General features: G+C 70.7%; 17 protein-coding genes. 11 read left to right on the top strand and 6 right to left on the bottom strand.

The features are described 5' to 3' along the window. Positions 1–4: 4 nt before the first annotated feature. Complete coding sequence (gene folE / locus BLW84_RS36920) at positions 5–601, bottom strand: GTP cyclohydrolase I FolE (RefSeq protein ID WP_093275426.1); 597 nt, start codon at positions 599–601, stop codon at positions 5–7. A 153-nt stretch (positions 602–754) separates the two neighbouring features. On the opposite strand from folE, the gene BLW84_RS36915 reads away from it, so the two are divergent. Continuing rightward, entirely contained in the window at positions 755–1,459 is a 705-nt protein-coding gene (locus BLW84_RS36915; RefSeq protein ID WP_093275424.1) for a helix-turn-helix transcriptional regulator, read from the top strand. 49 nt (positions 1,460–1,508) lie between these two features. Here BLW84_RS36915 and BLW84_RS36910 read toward each other — a convergent pair whose 3' ends face one another. Beyond that, positions 1,509–2,747, bottom strand: coding sequence for a sodium:proton exchanger (locus BLW84_RS36910; RefSeq protein ID WP_093275496.1), 1,239 nt, complete (start codon positions 2,745–2,747; stop codon positions 1,509–1,511). A gap of 266 nt (positions 2,748–3,013) precedes the next feature. Here BLW84_RS36910 and BLW84_RS36905 point away from each other — a divergent pair, with 266 nt between their 5' ends. The 6 genes from BLW84_RS36905 (at position 3,014) to BLW84_RS36880 (ending at position 8,327) form a co-directional block, all read left to right on the top strand. Then, positions 3,014–3,391 carry an ArsR/SmtB family transcription factor gene (locus BLW84_RS36905; RefSeq protein WP_093275422.1) on the top strand — a complete coding sequence of 126 codons (378 nt, stop codon included), beginning with the start codon at positions 3,014–3,016 and terminating at the stop codon, positions 3,389–3,391. A gap of 109 nt (positions 3,392–3,500) precedes the next feature. Then, positions 3,501–4,826 (top strand): 2-hydroxycarboxylate transporter family protein, encoded by a 1,326-nt coding sequence (locus BLW84_RS36900; RefSeq protein WP_093275420.1) that lies wholly within the window; start codon positions 3,501–3,503, stop codon positions 4,824–4,826. A gap of 14 nt (positions 4,827–4,840) precedes the next feature. Then, positions 4,841–6,016 (top strand): CaiB/BaiF CoA transferase family protein, encoded by a 1,176-nt coding sequence (locus BLW84_RS36895; protein ID WP_093275418.1) that lies wholly within the window; start codon positions 4,841–4,843, stop codon positions 6,014–6,016. Next, positions 6,016–6,807, top strand: a complete 792-nt coding sequence (locus tag BLW84_RS36890; RefSeq protein ID WP_093275414.1) for an HpcH/HpaI aldolase/citrate lyase family protein — start codon at positions 6,016–6,018, stop codon at positions 6,805–6,807. The genes BLW84_RS36895 and BLW84_RS36890 overlap by 1 nt, the downstream gene beginning before the upstream one ends. A 195-nt stretch (positions 6,808–7,002) precedes the next feature. Then, entirely contained in the window at positions 7,003–7,929 is a 927-nt protein-coding gene (locus tag BLW84_RS36885; protein WP_093275412.1) for a LysR substrate-binding domain-containing protein, read from the top strand. Positions 7,930–7,964: 35 nt separating this feature from the next. Beyond that, positions 7,965–8,327, top strand: a complete 363-nt coding sequence (locus BLW84_RS36880) for a hypothetical protein (protein ID WP_143061227.1) — start codon at positions 7,965–7,967, stop codon at positions 8,325–8,327. Between the two features lie 183 nt (positions 8,328–8,510). Here the strand turns inward: BLW84_RS36880 and BLW84_RS36875 are convergent, their stop codons facing one another. Both BLW84_RS36875 and BLW84_RS36870 read right to left on the bottom strand, forming a co-directional pair. After that, entirely contained in the window at positions 8,511–9,326 is an 816-nt protein-coding gene (locus tag BLW84_RS36875) for an SAM-dependent methyltransferase (RefSeq protein ID WP_093275493.1), read from the bottom strand. Positions 9,327–9,488: 162 nt separating this feature from the next. Next, positions 9,489–10,436 (bottom strand): LysR family transcriptional regulator, encoded by a 948-nt coding sequence (locus tag BLW84_RS36870; protein WP_093275407.1) that lies wholly within the window; start codon positions 10,434–10,436, stop codon positions 9,489–9,491. A gap of 83 nt (positions 10,437–10,519) precedes the next feature. On the opposite strand from BLW84_RS36870, the gene BLW84_RS36865 reads away from it, so the two are divergent. Beyond that, the gene (locus tag BLW84_RS36865; protein ID WP_093275405.1) at positions 10,520–11,281 is read left to right on the top strand and encodes a sulfite exporter TauE/SafE family protein; all 762 of its coding nucleotides are present in this window, start codon (positions 10,520–10,522) and stop codon (positions 11,279–11,281) included. Positions 11,282–11,494: 213 nt separating this feature from the next. After that, complete coding sequence (locus BLW84_RS47990) at positions 11,495–11,662, top strand: hypothetical protein (protein WP_177226889.1); 168 nt, start codon at positions 11,495–11,497, stop codon at positions 11,660–11,662. Between the two features lie 211 nt (positions 11,663–11,873). Here BLW84_RS47990 and BLW84_RS36860 read toward each other — a convergent pair whose 3' ends face one another. Continuing rightward, positions 11,874–13,157, bottom strand: coding sequence for a hypothetical protein (locus tag BLW84_RS36860; RefSeq protein ID WP_143061226.1), 1,284 nt, complete (start codon positions 13,155–13,157; stop codon positions 11,874–11,876). 276 nt (positions 13,158–13,433) lie between these two features. Between BLW84_RS36860 and BLW84_RS36855 the strand changes: the two genes are divergently transcribed. Both BLW84_RS36855 and BLW84_RS36850 read left to right on the top strand, forming a co-directional pair. Continuing rightward, positions 13,434–17,195 carry a CHAT domain-containing protein gene (locus tag BLW84_RS36855; RefSeq protein WP_245761646.1) on the top strand — a complete coding sequence of 1,254 codons (3,762 nt, stop codon included), beginning with the start codon at positions 13,434–13,436 and terminating at the stop codon, positions 17,193–17,195. 100 nt (positions 17,196–17,295) lie between these two features. Next, positions 17,296–18,900, top strand: a complete 1,605-nt coding sequence (locus BLW84_RS36850) for an Hsp70 family protein (RefSeq protein WP_093275399.1) — start codon at positions 17,296–17,298, stop codon at positions 18,898–18,900. On the opposite strand, the gene BLW84_RS36845 is transcribed toward BLW84_RS36850, so the two are convergent. Continuing rightward, a complete protein-coding gene (locus BLW84_RS36845) occupies positions 18,897–19,685 on the bottom strand; it encodes a serine hydrolase (protein WP_093275397.1) in 789 nt (262 codons plus the stop codon). The two genes, BLW84_RS36850 and BLW84_RS36845, sit on opposite strands and share 4 nt — an antisense overlap. Positions 19,686–19,690 lie beyond the last annotated feature (5 nt).

The raw sequence follows: 19,690 nt of genomic DNA, 5'->3' as shown, positions 1-19,690 counted from the left end.
CTCGTCAGGCGTTGACGCCGGTGAGGGCGAAGAACTCCTGCCGGGAGCGTGCGTCCTGCCGCAGGGTGCCCAGCAACGTCGAGGTCACGGTGTTGGAGCCGGTGGCCTGCACGCCGCGCAGGGTCATGCAGGTGTGCTCGGCTTCGATCACCACGCCGACGCCCTTGGGGTTGAGCTGCTCGCACAGCCAGTCGGCGACCTGCTTCGTCAGCCGCTCCTGGACCTGCGGGCGGCAGGCGAAGTGCTCGACGACCCGCGCCAGCTTGGACAGCCCGAGGATCCGGTCGCCCGGCAGGTAGCCGACGTGCGCGACGCCGACGAACGGCAGCAGGTGGTGCTCGCAGACCGAGCGCACCGGGATCGACCGCGCGAGCACGAGCTCGTCGTACTCCTCCTCGTTCGGGAAGGTCGTCAGGTCGAACGGCCGCGGCGAGAACAGCTCGGCGTACGCGCGGGCCATGCGGCCGGGCGTGCCCAGCAGGCTCTCGGAGTCCGTGGAGATCCCCAGCGCCCGCAGCAGGTCACCGGCGGCCTTCTCGGCGGCGGCGAGGTCGATCTCGCCTTCGGGCTGATGGACGACGTGCTGGGCGAGGGCGGACATCGGGCGTTCCTCCGGTCGGTGGTGCCAGGCCGGACCTGGTTTCACCAATGAACGTTAGTCTTATTCCGGAAGCCGGGTCAATGCAGCAGCAAGCCGATGTTCTGGAGCGATTTCGGACACCGCATTGGGCGCGGGAGGCGTTACCGTTAGGACATGGTGTCCAGCGACGAGCCGACGGCGGGCTCGATGGCGGCGATCGCCGTGCTGGCGGACGACCTGCGGCGCGGGATGTACGAGTTCATCCGCCGCGCCCGGCGGCCGATCGGCCGGGACGAAGCCGCCGCCGCGGTCGGCATCTCCCGCAAGCTAGCCGCCTTTCACCTGGACAAGCTCGTCGACGCGGGGCTGCTGTGCGCGCGGTTCGAGCCGGTGGGCGGCATCCGCAAGGTCGGCCGCACGCCGAAGGTCTACGAGCCCACCGATGCCCACATCGGGGTCAGCATCCCGCCGCGGCGCCCCGACCTGCTGGCCGACATCCTGCTCGACGCGGTGCTCACCGAGGGCGACCAGGAGACCGCGATCGAGGCGGCGATGCGCACCGCGCACGAACGCGGGCACCGCCTGGGCGCCGAGGAGCGCATCCGCAGCCGCCCCGGCCGGCTCGGCGCCGAACGCGCGCTGACCAGGACCGAGGACGTGCTGGCCCGCTATGGCTTCGAGCCGGACCGGGAGACACCGACCTGCGTCCGGCTGCGCAACTGCCCGTTCCACCCGCTGACCGCCAGGTCGCCGCAGCTGGTGTGCGGGCTCAACCACGCTTTCCTGCGGGGATTCCTCGCCGGCCTGGAGGCCCGGTCCGTGGAGGCGGTGCTCGAACCGCGGCCCGGGGAGTGCTGCGTCGCCCTGCGCAGCACCTGACGGTTCACCAGCGGGCGCGAGACTGGGGGTGCGCCCGCTGATGAACGGCTCAGCGCGCGGAGCCCGCGGACACCGGCTCCGTCGCAGCGGGTTCGGCGATCTCGCGCCGGAAGGGCGCGGCGAGGGTCGGCAGGATGTGCCTGCGGTTGCGGATGAGCGCGACGATCGCGAGCACGGCGTAGATGCCGCACAGGACGTAGCGAGCGGTCTGGCCGGGCAGCGCGAACTGCGCCGCGAACAGCGCGAGCAACGTCCACGCCGCCCAGCGCGGGAAGCGCAGCGCCAGCAGCGCGGCCACGCCGAGCACCGTTTGCGTCGCCGTGAGCAGGAACTCCTCCACCTGGCGGGCGTCGAGGTGCAGCGCCGTTCCGCCGCCGCCGAGCAGGTAGGCCACCGGCAGGCTGCCCACCAGCAGGGTCCACTGGTTGACCTTGCTGGAGATCAGCGTCCCGATGGCGTCGGCGCCCTTGCCGCGGACGGCGAACAGGATCGCCACGATGAACTCGGGCGCCTCCGAGGCCAGCGGCGCGAGCCACTGCACCAGCAGGAACTTGTCGATGCCCAGTTGGGTGCCCGTCTCGATCAGCGAGTGGGCGAAGGGCTCGGCGCAGGCGACGATCACCGCGGCGGAGAACACGAACAGCGCGATCACCAGCGGCCGCCGGACGTGCTTGGGCAGCCCGCCGATGATGGCCGCGGTGCCGACCAGGTCGGGCTCCTCCGCCTCGGCGCGCGAGACCTTCCACAGGTAGAACACGAAGAAACCGAGCAACGCGAACCCGAGCAGCAGGGAGATCTGGCCGGTCGCGGGCACCACGAAGGCGACCACCGAGGCGATCGCGAGGAACCCGAGCTCCACCCGGTTGCCGGACTCCAGGGTCAGCTCGCGCACGGTCTTGCCGGTACGCCTCTTGGCCAGCGCGAGCGCGACGATCACCACCAGCGACCAGCCCAGGCCGAGCAGCAGCCGGTTGGAGCCGGTCATGTTCGCCGCGGCGTAGGCGACGTAGGTGGGATCGCTGCCCGCCGTGTAGGCGAAGAAGAGGTCGACCGCGTACTCGGGCAGCACGGCGATCACGGCGAGGATGGCGATCGCCAGGCCGCCGGAGATGTCGACCTGCGCCACCTCCGCGGCCCAGGCCAGGACGAACGACGAGGCGACGACGGCCATGCCGAACAGCAGCAGGCCGAGCACCGGGCTCACCGGCAGCCCGGCGAACCGGATGATCAACGCGGGCACCGCCAGGGCTCCGCAGAGCGCGAGCGGACGCAGCAACTTGGTGGACATCGAGCACCTTCCCGGACCGCGGCCTGCCTCGGCCGGGACGTCCAGGGGTCTCGGCCAGGCACAGATCAGCTGGCCGAAGGTCTCGTCCACCCGCATCGCGGGCGCCACCGCCGGAGACGGATCTCAGCGTGTCGACGGTGGTCTTGCGGACTACTCCCCTTCGGAACGGGACCACCCTCGCAGTCATTTCGTAGTTTTCGCAACCAACGAAGTGTTTGCGCGGCGGCCACCACGGGGTTGTGCGATGCGGAAGAATCGAACTCGCCATGCCGAAAAATCCCGCGCTGCCCGCCGCAGAACCAGGCCTGCCCAGGCTGGACGCCGAACCGACCGAGGCCCAGCTGGCCGCCGCAGCGGCGACGTTCGCCCTGCTCGCGAGCCCGCCGCGGCTCCACCTCGTGTGGTTGATCACACACGGCTCGTACGACGTCGGCACGCTGGCCAAGCGGGTCGGCATCAGCATCGCGACGGTCAGCCAGCACCTGAGCAAGCTCCGGCTGGCGGGCGTCATCACGGCCCGCCGCGACGGCCGCCGCCACCTCTACACCGTCGACGACCCGCACGTGGTGGCGCTGGTGGAGCAGATCTTCGACCACATCGCCCCGGATGGAACCCTCGCCCCGGACCCGCCGCAGGAGCGCTGAGCCGGCCCCGAGCCATAAGCGCGGCTTATGCCCACCTCGGGAATCGGCCCCTACTCGGGCCCACCGGCCGGAGGTTTGATGCCTGCTATCCCTACGAGGAGGTAGCGCGATGGCATCACCCCCGGATACGGCATCGGCGGAACACGTGGTTCCCGCCGGGCGGCGGTCCACCTGGTCGGTCCGGATCGGCGTCATCCCGCTGCCGTTCTACGCGCTGCTGGTCGTCGTGCTCGCGGTGCTCGCCTGGCAGGACGACCTGAAGGCCGACATCCCGACGATGGCCGCGCTGCTCGGCGTCTGCAGCTACACCTGCTACGAGGTCGGCAGGCGCATTCCGGGCTTCCGCTCGATCGGCGGGCCCGTCATCCTGGTGACCTTCCTGCCCGCCTTCCTGGTCGCGGCGGAGTGGATTCCCGCCGATCTGGCCAAGAACATCTCGACGTTCTACAAGTCCACGAACTTCCTGTACGTGTTCATCGCCGGGATCATCGTCGGCTCCATCCTGAGCATGAACCGCACCGTGCTGATCAGGGGTTTCCTCAAGATCTTCGTGCCGCTGGCCGCGGGCTCGGTGGCCGCGCTGGTGGTCGGTTCGCTGGTCGGCTGGGCGATCACCGGCGACCTGCACCGCACCGTCTTCTTCATCGTCGTGCCGGTGATGGGCGGCGGCCTCGGCGAGGGCGCCATCCCGCTGACCCTCGGCTACTCGCAATCCGGCGCGGGACCGGCGGAAACGCTGCTGGCGCAGGTGCTTCCGGTGGTGCTGCTGGCCAACGTCTGCGCGATCGTCTTCTCCAGCGTGCTGTCCATGATCGGACAGCGCTTCCCGCGGACCACCGGCTTCGGCAAGATCCAGCCCGCCGCGGGAGACGGGCTCGACGTCGCCGAGGGCGAGCCGCCCGCGTTCGACATCCGGCAGCTGGCGGCCGCCGGGTTCATGGCCATCGCGCTGTACCTGCTCGGCGAGGCCACGCACGCGCTGTTCGGCTGGCCGGCGCCGATCGTGATGCTGGTCGCCGCGGTCGCGCTGAAGCTGACCCGCTGGCTGCCGAGCAGCCTGGAGCACCACTCCGGCCTGGTCTACGGCTTCATGTCGACCGCCGTGACCTACCCGCTGCTGTTCGCCATCGGGGTGTCGTCCACGCCGTGGAACGAGCTGCTCAAGGCGTTCACCGTCGGCACCGTGGTCACCATCATCGCCACCGTGATCACCATGATGGCCACGGCCTTCCTGGTGGGCCGGTGGATCGGCATGTACCCGGTGGACACCGCGATCGTCGTCGGCACCCACACCGGCATGGGCGGCACCGGCGACGTCGCGATCCTCAGCGCCACCCGCCGGATGTCCCTGATGCCGTTCGCGCAGATCGCGACGCGCATCGGCGGCGCGATCACGGTGACCATCGCGCTCATCGCGCACGCCAACCTGTCCTGAGAGGTGGAAAGCCAGTGCAACCGCTCCGGGGCGTGACCGTGGTGGCCCTCGAACAGGCCATCGCCGCGCCTTATGCCAGCAGGCAGCTCGCGGACCTCGGCGCGCGGGTGATCAAGGTCGAACGGCCGGGATCCGGCGACTTCGCGCGCCAGTACGACTCCCGCGTCAACGGGTTGAGCTCGCACTTCGTGTGGGTCAACCGCAGCAAGGAATCGCTGACGCTCGACATCAAGGACCCGCGCGGCATGGCGGTGCTGCGGCGGCTGCTCGGCACCGCGGACGTGTTCATCCAGAACCTCGCCCCGGGCGCGGCGGCCCGCATGGGCCTCGGCGCCGAGGAGCTGCAGGCCGACAACCCCGGGCTGGTCGTGTGCGACATCTCCGGCTACGGCAGCGGCGGCCCGTACGAGTCGATGAAGGCCTACGACCTGATGGTGCAGAGCGAGGCCGGGCTGCTGTCGGTGACCGGTTCCGGCGAGGACATGGCCAAGGTCGGGATCTCCGTCTCCGACATCTCCGCCGGGATGTACGCCTACAGCTCGATCCTCGCGGCGCTGCTGGAACGCGCGCACACCGGCAAGGGCGCGCACATCGACGTGTCGATGCTGGAATCCACGGTCGAGTGGATGGGTTTCCCGCTCTACTACACCTACGACGGCGCCCAGCCGCCGCCGCGCGCGGGCGCGGCGCACGCCACGATCTACCCGTACGGCCCGTTCACCGCGGGCGACGGCAAGGTCATCATGATGAGCATCCAGAACGAGCGGGAGTGGCGGGCGTTCTGCGACCGGTTCCTCGGCAGGCCGGAGCTCGCCGAGGATCCCGACTACGCCGGCAACGCCAACCGCAACGCCAACCGCGAGGCGCTGGGCCGGATCATCGCCGCCCGCTTCGCGGCCCTGACCGGCGACGAGGCGACCGCGCTGCTGACCGCCGTGCCGGTGGCCTGCGCCCGGGTCAACACCCTCGCCGACGTGTGGGAGCACCCGCAGCTGGCGGCGCGCGGCCGGTGGCACGAGGTGCAGACGCCGCGCGGCCCGGTGCCCGCGCTGGCGCCTCCCGGGCCGGTGAATCCCGCGCCGCGGATGGATCCGATCCCCGACGTCGGCGAGCACACCGGGAAGATCCTGGCCGAGCTCGGCCACGGGAAGTCCGATGTGGACGAACTCGTTCGAGACGGGGTGGTGTGATGGAGAACGCGGTCACCTGGCTGTTCGTGCCCGGGTCGCGTCCGGAGCGGTTCGCCAAGGCCGCCGGCGCGGGGGCGGATGCCGTCATCGTCGATCTGGAGGACGCGGTCCCGGCGGACGCCAAGGCATCGGCGCGGGAGAACCTGCGCGCCGCGTGGCCGATCGGCTCCGGTGTGGCGGTGCGCATCAATGCGCGCAGCAGCCCGGAATTCGAGGCCGACGTGCAGCTCTGCCAGGAACTCGGCCCCGACGCGATCGTCCTGCCGAAGACCGAGAGCGCGGCGGACGTGCGGGCGACGGCCGAGGCCACCGGCCGGCCGGTGCTCGGTCTCGTCGAAACCGCGCGCGGATTCGTGAACCTCGGCGAGATCTGCGCAGCTCCCGGCCTGGCCAGGCTGGTGTTCGGGAGCATCGACCTGGCGCTGGACCTCGGCGTCACGGCCGACGCGGCGCTGGACGCCTCGCGGGCGGACCTGGTCCGCTGGTCGGCGGCGTGCGGGCTGCCCGCACCGCTCGACGGTGTCACACCGTCGATCAGCGACGCCGATGCCGTCGAGCGGGACGCTCGCCGCGCCAAGGAATGGGGCTTCGGCGGGAAGCTGTGCATCCACCCCGCGCAGCTGCCGATCGTCCGCGACGCCATGCGCCCGAGCGCCGAGGAGGTCGCGTGGGCGCGACGCGTGGTCGACGCGGACGAGCAGGCGAACGGCGCGGCGGTGTCGCTGGACGGCGCGATGATCGACCGGCCCGTGGTCGAGCGCGCCCGGCGGCTGCTGCGCGCGGCGGACTAGCCGAGCGGAGATCGGTTCGGCGATTTCGCGCGAAATCGCCATCCGCCAGGCGTGCCGAGCGCCGTTTTCGCGCGAAAACGGCGTTCCCCGTGAGGGCCGGGCGCCGTTTTCTCGCGAAAACGGCGTTCCGGGACTCTGTGGGCGGGGCGTGGTTGAATCCGGGACGAGTGGACAGGCAGCTGGAACGGGGGCGACGTGGACATCGCTCACCTGCGCGACTTCATCACCGTCGTCGACTCCGGCAGCCTGACCCGCGCCGCCGCTCGGCTCTACGTCTCGCAACCGGCGCTGAGCCAGCGGATCGCCCACCTGGAGGCCGAGCTCGGCGTCCGGTTGCTGGAGCGCGGGCCGCGCGGCGTGACGCCCACCGCCGCCGGCCGCGCCCTCTACCGAGACGCGCAGCGGCTGGTGCGGCAGTTCGACCGGATCGCCGGCGACGTGCTCAGCGGCGACCAGATCCACGGCCCGGTCGCCGTCGGGCTGCCGACGACCGTCTCGGTGCGCCTGGCGCCGGCGCTGTTCTCCTGGACGAAGGCGCACCACCCGGGCATCCACCTCCAGCTGTTCGAGTCGATGAGCGGCTACATCCAGGAGCTGCTCACCCTCGGCCGCCTCGACCTGGCGGTGCTCTACCGCGACGACGACACCGTCCGGCCGGCCGAAACCCCGCTGTACTCGGAAGACCTCTTCCTCATCGGGCAGCCGAAACCGCCCGCGGCCGACGCGGACGAGATCCGGCTGGTGGATCTGCACGACACCCCGCTGGTGGTGCCCGGTGGGCGCAGCAACCTGCGGGCGCTGATCGACCGGGCGTTCGCCGCGCAGGACCTGGTGCCGTCGATCGTCGCGGACGTGGACTCGCTGGGCTCGATGATCCGCATCGCGGCCGGCGGCGAGGCGTGCACGATCCTGCCGCTGTCGAGCGTCGCGGACCAGGCGAACCACCGGGAGCTCGGCGTTCGGCGAATCCGCAACCCGGTCATCTCGCGCAGCGTCGCGATCTGCAACGCCGTCGAGTACTACCCGTCCCGGGACGCGGTGGCGGCGGTGCAGGAGGGCATCACGGTGGTGACGAGGCAGATGGCCGCCGCTGGTGAGTGGCCCGGAATCCGGCTCGCCTAGCGCTTTTCGGCGCGCCGGTCTGGCAATCTGTTCGGGTGCTGGAGATCGCGGACAAGCTGGGCTCGGTGCTGTCGGCCCTGATCGCGCTCGTCGGGCTGGCCCTGACCGTCTACGGACTTCGGCTGCAGCGCCGCGCGACGCGCCCGACCGCTCCCCCGCCTCCCCCGGCGCCGACCGTCCCGACCCGGTTGGAGGTCCCGGACCGCTCCGCCTGGGTGCCGTCGTCGGAATACCTGCCACCCGGGCAGTCCACGGGGATGGATCAGGGCGTCGGCTACCCGCCGATGCAGCAGCCGTACGTCCCGGGGCAGGCGGCGCCGCGCCGAACGGTCCTGGTCATCGGCCTGGTCCTGCTCGCCGTCGCGATCGTGCTCGGCGTCGTCACCTGGATCCTGTAGCGATTCCGGCAGATGTGCCCGGAGGCGGCTTCCCACCGGCACATCACGGCCAGGCCTGCCCCACGGGTCGTGAGTACTTTGTGCTGCTATAGCGACACAAAGTGCTCACGAGCCTGCCGCACCGAACACTCAAGGCCAGCGAGATCATCGGCGGCTGCATGGGCTTTCGCCGGCCGGCACCGTTCAGGGCTTGCGGGCTACTCCGCCGAGGAGGTTGTGCTCCGCGTCGGAGGGTTCCTTCAGGCGGGGGCCGTCAGGCCACCAGTCGAACAGGTACGTCAGGCCCGGTTCGATCATTTCGAGACCCTTGAACAGCGCTTGGATCTCGTGTCGCTTCCGGTAGAAGCAGGTGCCCATCATCGCTTTGAACGCGGCTTGGGCCTCTTCCGCCAGCCTGGCTCGGGATGTGCCGTCGTCCGGGTCGTAGAGGTGCGAGATCGCGAGGAACGAGCCCGGGGCCAGGGAGTCGACGTAGGTCGACATGATGCCGACCGGATCCCGGTCGGTCGCCACGTGGTGCATGGTGTTGCCCTGGATCAGCGCCACCGGACGGCTCAGGTCCAGGTACTTGGTCACCACCGGGTTCTGGAGGATTTCCGCGGGGTTTCGCATGTCCCCGAACTCGAAGTGCGTGTACTCGTTGTCGACCAGCAGCGCCCGGCCGTGCGCGACGACCGACGGGTCGATGTCGAAGTAGACCACCCGCGCCTCGGGGTTGATGCGCTGCGCCGCCTGGTGGGTGTTCTCCGCGCTTGGCAGGCCCGAGCCCAGGTCGAGGAACTGGTCGATGCCGGCCGGCCCCGCGAGGTAGCGGACCACCCGGATCAGCCAGCCCCGGCACTGCTTCCCGACCTGCACCGCGTCCGGGGCGATTTTCAGGATCTGCTGCAGGACCTCTCGGTCCACCTCGAAGTTGTCCTTGCCGCCGATGAAAGCGTCGTACACCCGCGCGATGCTCGGCTTGGACGTGTCGATCTGCGGCCTGTCAACAGATGCCATGGTCGAATCCACTCGGTCCTCGTGGTGTTGATCACGACAGAGTAGGCCCGTTCGGGCAATTCCCATGGCGTTTCGGGAGAAATCCTGTTCGGGGTACGACCTGGCGATTAAGACCCGGTCCATTTGCAGTCCCCCACTTGGCAAGGGCGAGGCGGCGGCCGGTCAGCCGTCGTGGCGGGGACTCCCGACGGGGTCCGCGTGTGTGCTGCGGGAGGCAGGATCGAAGAGGGCGGCGTGACGCAGGTGTTCGGCGAGTGAGGCGACGGCCGTCGAGGCTGCATGGTCCTTGACGCCCCAGGCCAGCAAATGGTGGCGGCGAGCCCAGGGGTCTTGCAGTTCGCACACCTCGAGTGGCTGGTGGGGGTCGATGGCGGGACGCGGTACGACGGCGAGCCCGACTCCGGCGGCGGCGAGCGCGACGAGGACGTTGAGATCGGCGACGGTGGTGCGGTAGCGCACCACCGGGGCGTGTGGCGCGAGGTGCTTCTCGATCCAACGGCGCAGCGAGGAGTCGGCGTTGAGTCCGATGAGAGGGTGTTCGGCGACCTCGCTGTAGGTCAGCGCGGTCCGCTCGGCGAGGATTCCGCCGGCCTGGCCGATCACGACGAGGGAGTCGTCGCCGAGGGGCTCCATGTGCAGGCCGCAGTCACGGGCCTCGTCGTCGAGGACCACGCCCAGGTCCGCCTCGCCGTCGGCGAGCATCCGCACGGTCTGCGGGGTGCGGCTCTCGGACACCGTGACGTCGACGTCCGGGTGTGCTCGGAGGAACGAGACCAGGGCCCCCGGCACGAGCCGGTGCATCGCGGAGCCGCCGCCCAGCAGGGTCAGGGGAGCGGTGGGAGACCGGGTATAGCTCGCGACGGCACTTTCGAGTCGCGCGGTCTGGGCGAGCACGTCCCGTGCGTGGCGGGCAAGTGTCGTCCCGGCTGGTGTCGGCCGCACGCCCCGCCGGCCGCGGATCAGCAGCGCCACGCCGGCCTGGCCTTCCAGCGAGCGCACTCTGGCGCTGGCCGAAGGCAGGCTCAGGTGCATCCGGCGAGCACCCGCCGTGATCGACCCCTCGGTCACGATGTGGAGGAAGAGCCGCAGGTCGTCCAGGTCATAGCGCACCGCCCCAGCCTAAGGCTCAGCCTTAGGCCGGGTACGTCGATTACGCATTGTGGAACCACTGGTCACGGGACGATGCTCGGGCTGTGATCGAAACTTTGCTCGTCCTGCTGACGGGTATCGCCGCAGGAGCGCTGAACGCCATCGGTGGTGGGGGTACGTTCGTCGCGCTGCCCGCCCTCGTCGCGTTCGGCCTGCCACCGGTGACCGCGAACGCGTTATCGCGGGTCGCCCTCGTGCCTGGGGCCGTGGCCAGCGCGTGGGTATACCGACGGGAGCTCACCCCGGTCGGGGGAGCGTCCACGAAGGCGCTGACGGCGATCAGCATGGTCGGCGGCGGGGTCGGTGCCGGCCTGCTGCTGGCACTGCCGGCATCGTCGTTCGACGCCGCGGCGCCCTGGCTGCTCGCCTCCGCCACGCTGATCCTCGCTTTCGGGCGGCGCCTCCCCCAGGCGTTGAGCGCCGTGCTGGGCCGCTCGGTCGGTATGAGTCCCCGAGCCGTCCTGATCGGTCAGTTCTTCCTCGCCATGTACGGCGGATACTTCGGCGGTGCCGTAGGCATCACGATGCTCGCGCTGTGGAGCGTCGGGCTCGGACTCGACGCCGCGGCCAGCAACCCGATGCGGGTCGTGCAGCTTGCGGCCGTCTTTCTCAGCGCGGCCGTGCTGTTCCTCTTCGCTTCGGACGTGCTGAGCGCTCCGCTCGTCCTCGCAGCCATGCTGGTCGGCGCGGTGGCCGGCGGCTGGGCCGGCGCCCACCTCGCCCGCCGTCTCCCCGCCTCGCTATTGCGGGGCAGCATCCTGGCCATCGCCGTGATCATGACTGTCATGTACTTCTTGCGCGGCTGAGCATGCGGGGAGCGAGCTACCGCACCGCGCACGGATGCGGCGTGATGGCCTGGTGAGAGCCGGCCGTTCCCGCGTAATGCCGGTCCGATCGGGGAGCACGAGCCGAAGCCCGACGGCACCACCTGTTCCCCTTGGCACCGCGCGGATTTTCGCCGGCCTGATCCCAAGTTGACGACATACCGGGAAACACTCCTGATCGCTCGGAGGAGAGAGATGGTCACACCTTCGTCCGGCACACCGTCCGATGTTGCCCGGCTGCAGCGACAGTTCGCCGTGCGCGCTTTGGCCCTCGCGCTCCTCCTCGGCATCACGGGCGAAATGCTGCTGACCATTCTCGCCGCGCTCATCGGTCTCGGACTCCTCGTGCTATCGGCCGAGTGACCCGCGGGCTACCGACCCGAATGCGGCCGCCCAAGGCGTACCCGTGCATCCGAGAGCACCAGTACCTCCACCTCGCCCGAGACCGGTTCGAAGCGGGCAGGCTGCTGATCCCGGTGCGGAGGTTGGAGTAGATCGGCGGACCGACCCGGCGATCCCCATGGCTTTTCGGGAGAGACCCGGCCCGGGAGGTTCCCAGGCCGGGTCTCACCGTTCAGCGGGGCACGCTGTAGAGCACGCGTTTTCCTGGGTGCTCCGTGACCGTCCAGACCTCGTTCTTGCCCGGCCAGTACGACAGGTCCTCCACGCCGATCGCGACGTCGCGCTCCGGACCGTCCACTGTGAGCACTCCTGCTCCCGTCGCCTTGTCCGGCAACGCAGCCTGGAGGTGGCCCGGACCGGTTGTTCCGCCGCCCGTGCTGCTGAGGTACCAGCGGCCGTCCGTCGCCGTCGCTCCTTGCACGCGCGGTTTCGGCAGGCGGAGCGCCGACTTGGCCCGCCAGATGCCGTCGCCGTCCGGGCTCGGCAGGCCCGTTGCACCGTCCAGGTTCCAGCGCGCCACTCGGCCGTTCAGGTTCGGGTCGCCCTGGTCACCGCAGTACTCGCCGGTCAGCAGCGTGTCCGGGTTGGTGCTGCGGTCCAGCGACACGTACGAGTAGCGCTGCCGTCCGCCGGCCAGGCACTTGTAGTCGGCCGGGTGGTCGACCACGCCCTCCGGGTTCGACCAGCCCGCCACCTGCGGCATCACGTAGCGGTAGCCGAAGCCGTAGTACACGTTGTTCTGGCGGCCCACCTGGTTCTGGTCGGCGGTGTCGCCGTTCGTCGCCGACTTCAGGTCGAAGATCGACCGCATGTCGAACACCCGGATGCCGCGGGCCGTGTCGACGAGGTAGAGGTAGTTGCCGTACCAGACGATCCCGCCCGCGTGGACGCTGCCGCCGTTGCCCGCCTGCGGCGTGGTGACCGCCTCGTAGGACGGGTTCCCGTTGCTGTTGATGTACGGGTAGACGAGCAGCACGTGCTGGTACTTGCTGGTCGCCGGGTCGAGGAAGGAGACCCGCACGCCCTTCGCCGGGCTGGTGTCCTTGTTGTACCAGCTGACCAGCAGGGCCTGCTTCGTTCCCCACTGCTGGTCTTCCTGCGCGTCCGCGACGGTCGTGACGCCCTGCGGAATCCACTCCGTCGTGTCGGTGTCGCCCGCGTTGAAGCAGAACTTGCGCAGCGTTGGTTCCTTCATCGTGTCCAGCGCCGGGGAGGTGCAGGCGCTTCCGGTGCTGCCCTGGCGGTTGGCCTGGTCCAGGATGTTCTGCACGCCGAGCTTCGGCAGTTGGGCGTCCAGCTTGTCGACCCTCGACTGCAGGTCACCGCTGGTGTTGTTGAGCACGAAATCGTTGAGGTTGGGCGCAGCCGCCGGGGCCGCCGCGGCGGGTGAGGCGGCCAGCGTCGTCGTCACCACGGCCGCCGATAATGCCGCGGCCAACAGGTTTCGTCTGCTCACCGGTGTCTCCTTCTGGTCGAGAGCGGCGAACATCGGGAGGCTACGCGGACAAACGCTGCGACAGAACGGAATTCACCTGTTCGCCCGCCACCGTTCGGCCGCTCGACCTGGTACCGGTGCGCCAGAACGAGCAGCACCGCAGTCCGGGCAAGGCGAGTTCAGGGTTTTGACTGGTCAGGGCCCGTGCGTACTTTTGGCTGCTATAGCGACACGAAGTACACACGGGCCACGGGCACCTATGCTGCACCGGGATCACCGATCGGCTCGGGAGGTGCGGTGACTGTCGATCCGGCGGAGCTCGACGACGCCATCGCGCAGCGGTACGGGCAGCTCACCGAGGAACTCGACGACGAAACCGCCTACCAGGTCCTGGTGGAGCTGGCGGACTTGCTGCTGTACCGCGCCGAGAGCGACGACATCGACGACGTCATCGAGCTCGCCGGGAACCTGCTCGACGCCCTCGCCGACGACTCGCCCGCGCGCGCCGCGCCGCTCTACCAGCTGGGCCTGGCGCACGCGATGCGCGCCGAGCGCGGCGCCAAGGAGGAGTTCCGCGACGCCGTCGACCACCTGCGGCGGCTGCGGCCGCTGCTGCCCGGCGATTCGGCCGAGATCGTGGCCCGGATCGGCCTGATCACCGCGCAGGCGGCGCTCGCCCTGGAGGCCTTCGAGCACGTCGACGACGCGTTGGCCGATCTCAACGCGGCGTTCGGGCGGCTGCCGGACTCGTTGCTGCGGAACCAGGTCCGCTTCCGGCGCGGGGCGATGCACCTCACCCGCTACCTGTCGATGGGCGGCGGCGAAACCGATCGCCGGACCGCCACCGAGGACCTCACCGCGACGCTCGACGCGCTGTCCGACGTGCACACCTCGGACGCCTGCCACATCGGCCTCGCCTTCCTGCTGCTGACCGCGGAAATGCCCGCCGAGCTGCGGCAGGGGCCCATCGCCGCCGACATCGCCGACCGGATCACGCTCTCGGCCCCGGCCGAGGATCTCGCCGAGGTGCGCCGCCACCTGGACGCGATCTCCCCCGGCGGAGCCGGCGACGGCTCGGTGACCACCTTGAAGGTCATCGTCAACGCGATGGGGAACCTCGACGGCTCGACCACCGAGGACTGGACGACCGCGATCGGCGAACTCGACGACGCGACCCGGTCGTGGCCCGACGAAGAACCCGGCAAGCGGGAAATCGCCGCGCTGCAAGCGGGTTTGGCCGCGAAGCTCGCCGAGGTCAGCGGCAGCTCCGAGCACGCCGACGCCGCGACCGCCCAGATCGCCGCGGCCGCCGCGGCCTTGCCCGCCGACCACCCCATGCGTTCGCTGCTGCTCACCGGGCTGCGCTTCGCCTCCAACCCGCCCGGCAGCGCCTCTCCGGACCTCGACCCGGCCAAGAACGCCGCCGTGATCCGGCGGCTGGAGCAGGCGTTGGAGCAGTTCCCGGACGACGACCCGGACCGGGCGACGGTGCTCACCCAGCTGACCTCGACGCTGTTCAGGTCCATCGCGACCGACCGCGCGAAGTCGCCCGCGTCCCTCTCCCGGATTCGGGAGCTGAGCGAACAGGCGATCCGCCGCGGCGGTGCCGACCGGGTCAACGCCGGGATCAACCACTTCCTGCTGGGCGCCGCCGAGGGCTTCCAGGTGATCAGCGACCGCGCCGAGGACAAGCTCGCGGCCTCCGTGGCGAACATGCGGCGCGCCGACGAGCTGCTGCCCGCCGACCACAAGTTGCGGCCGCTGATGATGCCGTGGCTGAGTTCGCTGCTCACCCAGCGGTTCATGGCTTTCGGCGGCCAAGAGGACCTCGACGCCGCTCGCTACTACGCGGCGGCCGGCGGCGGGAACGACCAGGTCGCGCGCTTCGCCGCGGCCGTGAGCCGGCTTTCGCCGCACCGGCTCGACGGCGCCGCGCTGGACGAAGTGGCCGCGGAGCTCGAAGAACTGGCCTCGGAGATGTCGCCGGGGGACTTCCTCCAGCCCAGGATCGTGAGCGCGCTGGGAACGGCCAGGATGCTTCGGAGCCTCCTCGACGGCGACGAGTTGAGCTTCGACGGCGCCAACACCGGCGAGGCGCGCGACGCGATGAACACGGTCCTCGACGCCGTGGCCCAGGTTCCGGACCACCACGTCGACCAGCCGAACGAGACCCTCGGCGCCGCCAACGCGCTGGTCATGCAGGGCATGACCACCCGGGATCTCGCGCTGCTCAACCGCGGCATCGGCATGATGGTCGAGGTCTGCGGGAAGGCCGACCTGTTCCCGCGCGAACGGCGGCACGCGCTGGACATGCTGGGGACCGCGTTGCGGGTCCGCTACGAGTTCACCCGCGATTCACGCGATCTCAACAACGCCATCGACCGGTTCGAGCAGGTGCTCCGCGAGTTCGAGCTGGAGCCGGGCGCGTTCGAGACCGCGAGCCTGCTGAACTCGCTGGCCGACTGCTACGCGACGCGCGGCGACGCGGTGCGCCGCGATCCGCAGCGCGCGGTGCAGAACGGACTTGAGGCGTTGCGTGAGCGAGCGCGCAACGTGCTGCTGCAATCCAGCGCCCGCCGCGCGTTGGATACCGCGAACACCGCCTCCGGCGAGGCGGTGCAGGTGAGCCGGTGGTGCCTGGCATCGGGCCAGCCGGAGACCGCGGTGCAGGCGCTGGAGCTGGGGCGCGGCATGGTGCTGCACGCCGCGACGGTCGACGCGAACATGCCGACCCTGCTGCGGGAGAACGGCCACGCGGACCTCGCCGAGCGGTGGGAATCCGAGGTGGGGCAACAACAACCGTGGGACGTCGGTGCGGTCGGCACGGCCAGCGTCGCCGATGCCGCGCTGCCCAGCGACCTGCGGTACCGGGTGCTTCGGGCCTTCGACGGCACCGCCGCCGAAGCGCACCTGCTCGCTCCGCCGCCGGTCGCGGAGATCGCCGCCGGGCTGCGCGCCGCGCGCACCCAGGCCCTCGTCTACCTGCTGCCCGGGGCCGCGGTGCTGGTCACCGCCGATGGGCGGGTCGAGCGGGTGGAGTCGCCGCAGCTCACCGAGGACGGCCCGGTCGCTCGGTTCGACCGGCTGCAGCGGGAGCGCGCCCGCGGCGACGACGTCGAGGAGCAGTGGCGCGCGGCGTTGGCGAGCGTCTGCGACTGGGCGTGGACCGCGGTGCTGAACCCGGTGCTGGACCTGATCGCCGCCGGCTCTCGCGAGCGACCGCTGCGAATCGTGCTGGTGCCGACCGGAAAGCTCGGCACCGTGCCGTGGCACGCCGCGCGGCGGCGGGTGCCCGGCGGCAAGGTCCGGCACGTCTGCCAGGACGCCGTCATCTGCTACGCCGCGTCGGCGCGGCAGTTCGTCGAGGCCGGTCGGCGCGAAACCCGTTCCTGGGCAGCCGAACCGGCGCTGGTGCGGACGCCGGACCTGCACTTCAGCCGGCACGAACTCGGCCACATCCACGAGGCGCACTACAAGCACGGCACCTACCTGGGCAAGCCGCCCGACCCGCGGCGCCGCAGGCAACGCCGCGAGCCGCCGAAGCCCGCCGAGGTGCTCGCGCTGCTGCCCACCGCATCGCTGCTGCACCTGGCCTGCCACGCGACCCCGGCCGAACTGCCGATCGAGTCCGCGCTGCTGCTCGGTTCCGGAGAAGTGCTGCCGGTGCAGGACATTCTGCGCCAGGCGCGGGACCGGCCGCGGGATGCCGCCGGGGCGCTCGTCGTGCTCGCGGCCTGCGCCAGCGACCTCACCGACCGGCAGCACGACGAGGTGCTGACGCTGTCCACCGCATTCCTCGCCGCCGGTGCCGCCGGCGTCGTGGGCACGCGCTGGGAGGTCGAGGACCTGCCCACGGCCATGTTCATGATCGTGTTCCACCACTACCTCAACGCGGGCTACGCCGATCCGGCGAGCGCGCTGCGGGCCGCGCAGCTGTGGATGCTCGACCCGCGCCGCCGCCCACTGCCCGGCCTGCCCGAGGAACTCTCGCTCTTCTTCGCCGACATCGATCCCGCCGAGCTCGCGCACTGGGCAGGATTCACCTACCAAGGCCGGTGACTTCTGCTTTCATGAGCGGCGAAGCCGCCTGCGGTGAAAGCCCTTCGAGGTTCCGCCACGCTGGCAAACCCCGAAAGCATCGCTGATCGAGAGGAGTCCCATGGCGTCGGCGACGTTCGGCATCGACCTCGGCACCACGCACTCGTGCATCGCGCACATCGACGAGGCCGCTCGCCCGGTGATCGCCAAGAGCGCCGTCGGCGAGGACACCACGCCGTCGGTGGTGTACTTCGAACGGCCCGGCGCGGCGTTGGTGGGCACGGCGGCGAAGAACTCCGCGCTGCTCGCCCCGCATCTGGTGGCGCAGCTGGTCAAGCGCGACATGGGGCGCAAGAACACCGAGTTCACCTACCACGGGAACCGCTACACGCCGGAGAAGATCTCCGCGCTGATCCTGCGCGAACTCGCCCGCGCCGCCGAGGAGAACACCGGGCACACCGTGCGCGACGTGGTCATCACGGTGCCCGCCTACTTCGGCATCGCCGAGCGCGACGCAACCCGCAAGGCCGGTGAGATCGCCGGGCTGAACGTGCTCGACGTGCTGGACGAGCCGGTCGCCGCCGCGCTGCACCACCACGCGCTGGACAACTCGTCGCAGACCCGGCACGTGCTGGTCTACGACCTCGGCGGCGGCACCTTCGACACCACCGTCATCCGCGTTTCCGGCGACGACATCAAGGTGGTGTGCACCGACGGCGACGGCCGGCTCGGCGGCGCGGACTGGGACGAGCGGATCGTCGACCACCTGCTGGCCGCGTTCCGGGACGCGCACCCGAACCTGGACCCGAGCGCGGACGAGCTGGCCATGCAGGAGTTCGCCGACCGCGCCGAAGAGGCCAAGAAGGCGTTGAGCGCCACCATGTCCCGCAACATCGCGCTGCGGGCCGCGGGTGCCGCGGTGACGGTGCCCTTCACCCGGGAACAACTGGAGGAGCTCACCGCCGACCTGCTCGACCGGACGATGGCGATCACCGAGCGCATCATCGAAACGGCCCGCGGCAAGGGCGTCGAGCGGTTCGACGAGGTCCTGCTGGCGGGCGGCATGACCCGGATGCCCGCCGTGGCCGCGGCGCTCAAGCGGCGGTTCGGGCTCGACGCCCGGCTCTCCGAACCGGACCTCGCCGTCGCCAAGGGCGCGGCGCTGTTCGCGCTGATCAGGCAGGCCAAGAAGGTCCAGGGCGCGCCGGCCGAACGGCAGCTGGGCATCAGCGCGGCCGACGTCGATGCGATGGCCAGGAAGCGGGTCGCGACGGTGGTGCCGCGGGCGTTCGGCGTCAAGGCGCTGGATCCGCGGGACCCGCTGGCGCTGACGGATCCGATGCGGGCGCGGCAGATGGTGGCGCACCTGCTGCAGGCCAACACCGAGCTGCCCGCCGACACCGGCCCGTACCCGTTCCAGACGGCCGTCGACAACCAGCGGATGGCCGAGATCGAGGTGTGGGAGCAGGCCGGATCGACGCCGTCGGACGAGCTGGCCGACAACACCAAGGTGGGGCACGGCATGCTCACCGGAATCCCGGCCCGGCCCGCCGGGTGCCGGATCGAGATCACCTTCCACATGTCCGAAACCGGCGCGCTGGCGGTGCACGCCAAGGAGTTGGAGAGCGGCAACGACGTGCGCTTCGAGCTCAAGATCGGCGGCATGGACCAGAAGGCGGTGGCCAAGGCCCGCACCGACATCGCGAGCCACCAGGTCAGCGGCTAGCTCAGCAGCGCGGACAGCTCCTCGACCTCCGCCGTCACGCGGCTTTCCGCCTTCTCCAGCGAATAGCCCTCCGGGTGGTGCGTGAGCACCACGACGATGTACCGGTCGCCGTCGCCGACCAGCCCGCTGGTGTGGGCGTCCACGCCGCCGCGCCCGGCCGCCCACGCCTGCTTGACGCCCCACTGCTCGCCGGGCAGCGCGCTGGGGATGCCGAAGTGCTGGTCGGTGCCGTCGGCGGCGATGCGCGCGGCATCGCGCAGCGGATCGAGCAGCAGGACGCGCTTCTCCGCCGGTAGCTCCAGGACGTGCTGGTACACCTTGACCACGTCGTCCGCGCTGATCAGCGTGTCGCCCCAGCGGCCCGGCGTGGCGGGCGGTTCGGTGTCCGACAGGCCGAGGCCGGCCGCGACGCGGGTGACGATCTGCGGCCCGCCACCGGAGGACCACAGTTCGTTGGCGATGTCGTCGTCGCTGTGCGAGAGCATCCGGGTCATCCGCGGGCTCGGCCGCTTCGGCGTGACGATCCCGCGGTCGACCAGGTCGACCCCAATGAGCAGCTTCACCAGCGACGCCGACCGGAACTGCTGATCGGCGTGGTCGGTGTGCAGCGTTTCCTGCTCGACGCGATCGAAGACCACCGTGCCGGAGTCGGTATCCCCGGAGGCCTGGCCGAAGCCGAACGCGATGGCCAGGACCGCCACCACGACCAGCACCGCGACGACCGGCCAGCTGTTCCGCCGCCGGGGGCGCTGTGCCCGCAGCGGCCTGGTCTTTGCTTCCAACATAGCTA

Source organism: Saccharopolyspora shandongensis (assembly GCF_900106995.1).
GTDB lineage: Bacteria > Actinomycetota > Actinomycetes > Mycobacteriales > Pseudonocardiaceae > Saccharopolyspora > Saccharopolyspora shandongensis.
The sequence above is the reverse complement of the archived record's forward strand: the minus strand, read 5'-3'. Positions and strand labels throughout refer to the sequence as shown.

Bases quoted from the DNA above. Each gene is read 5' to 3' on its own strand.
- BLW84_RS36915 (WP_093275424.1), top strand. From the start codon at position 755: ATGGTGTCCAGCGACGAGCCGACGGCGGGCTCGATGGCGGCGATCGCC.
- BLW84_RS36900 (WP_093275420.1), top strand. From the start codon at position 3,501: ATGGCATCACCCCCGGATACGGCATCGGCGGAACACGTGGTTCCCGCC.
- BLW84_RS36905 (WP_093275422.1), top strand. From the start codon at position 3,014: ATGCCGAAAAATCCCGCGCTGCCCGCCGCAGAACCAGGCCTGCCCAGG.
- folE (WP_093275426.1), bottom strand. From the start codon at position 601: ATGTCCGCCCTCGCCCAGCACGTCGTCCATCAGCCCGAAGGCGAGATC.
- BLW84_RS36890 (WP_093275414.1), top strand. From the start codon at position 6,016: ATGGAGAACGCGGTCACCTGGCTGTTCGTGCCCGGGTCGCGTCCGGAG.
- BLW84_RS36850 (WP_093275399.1), top strand. From the start codon at position 17,296: ATGGCGTCGGCGACGTTCGGCATCGACCTCGGCACCACGCACTCGTGC.
- BLW84_RS47990 (WP_177226889.1), top strand. From the start codon at position 11,495: ATGGTCACACCTTCGTCCGGCACACCGTCCGATGTTGCCCGGCTGCAG.
- BLW84_RS36875 (WP_093275493.1), bottom strand. From the start codon at position 9,326: ATGGCATCTGTTGACAGGCCGCAGATCGACACGTCCAAGCCGAGCATC.
- BLW84_RS36845 (WP_093275397.1), bottom strand. From the start codon at position 19,685: ATGTTGGAAGCAAAGACCAGGCCGCTGCGGGCACAGCGCCCCCGGCGG.
- BLW84_RS36910 (WP_093275496.1), bottom strand. From the start codon at position 2,747: ATGTCCACCAAGTTGCTGCGTCCGCTCGCGCTCTGCGGAGCCCTGGCG.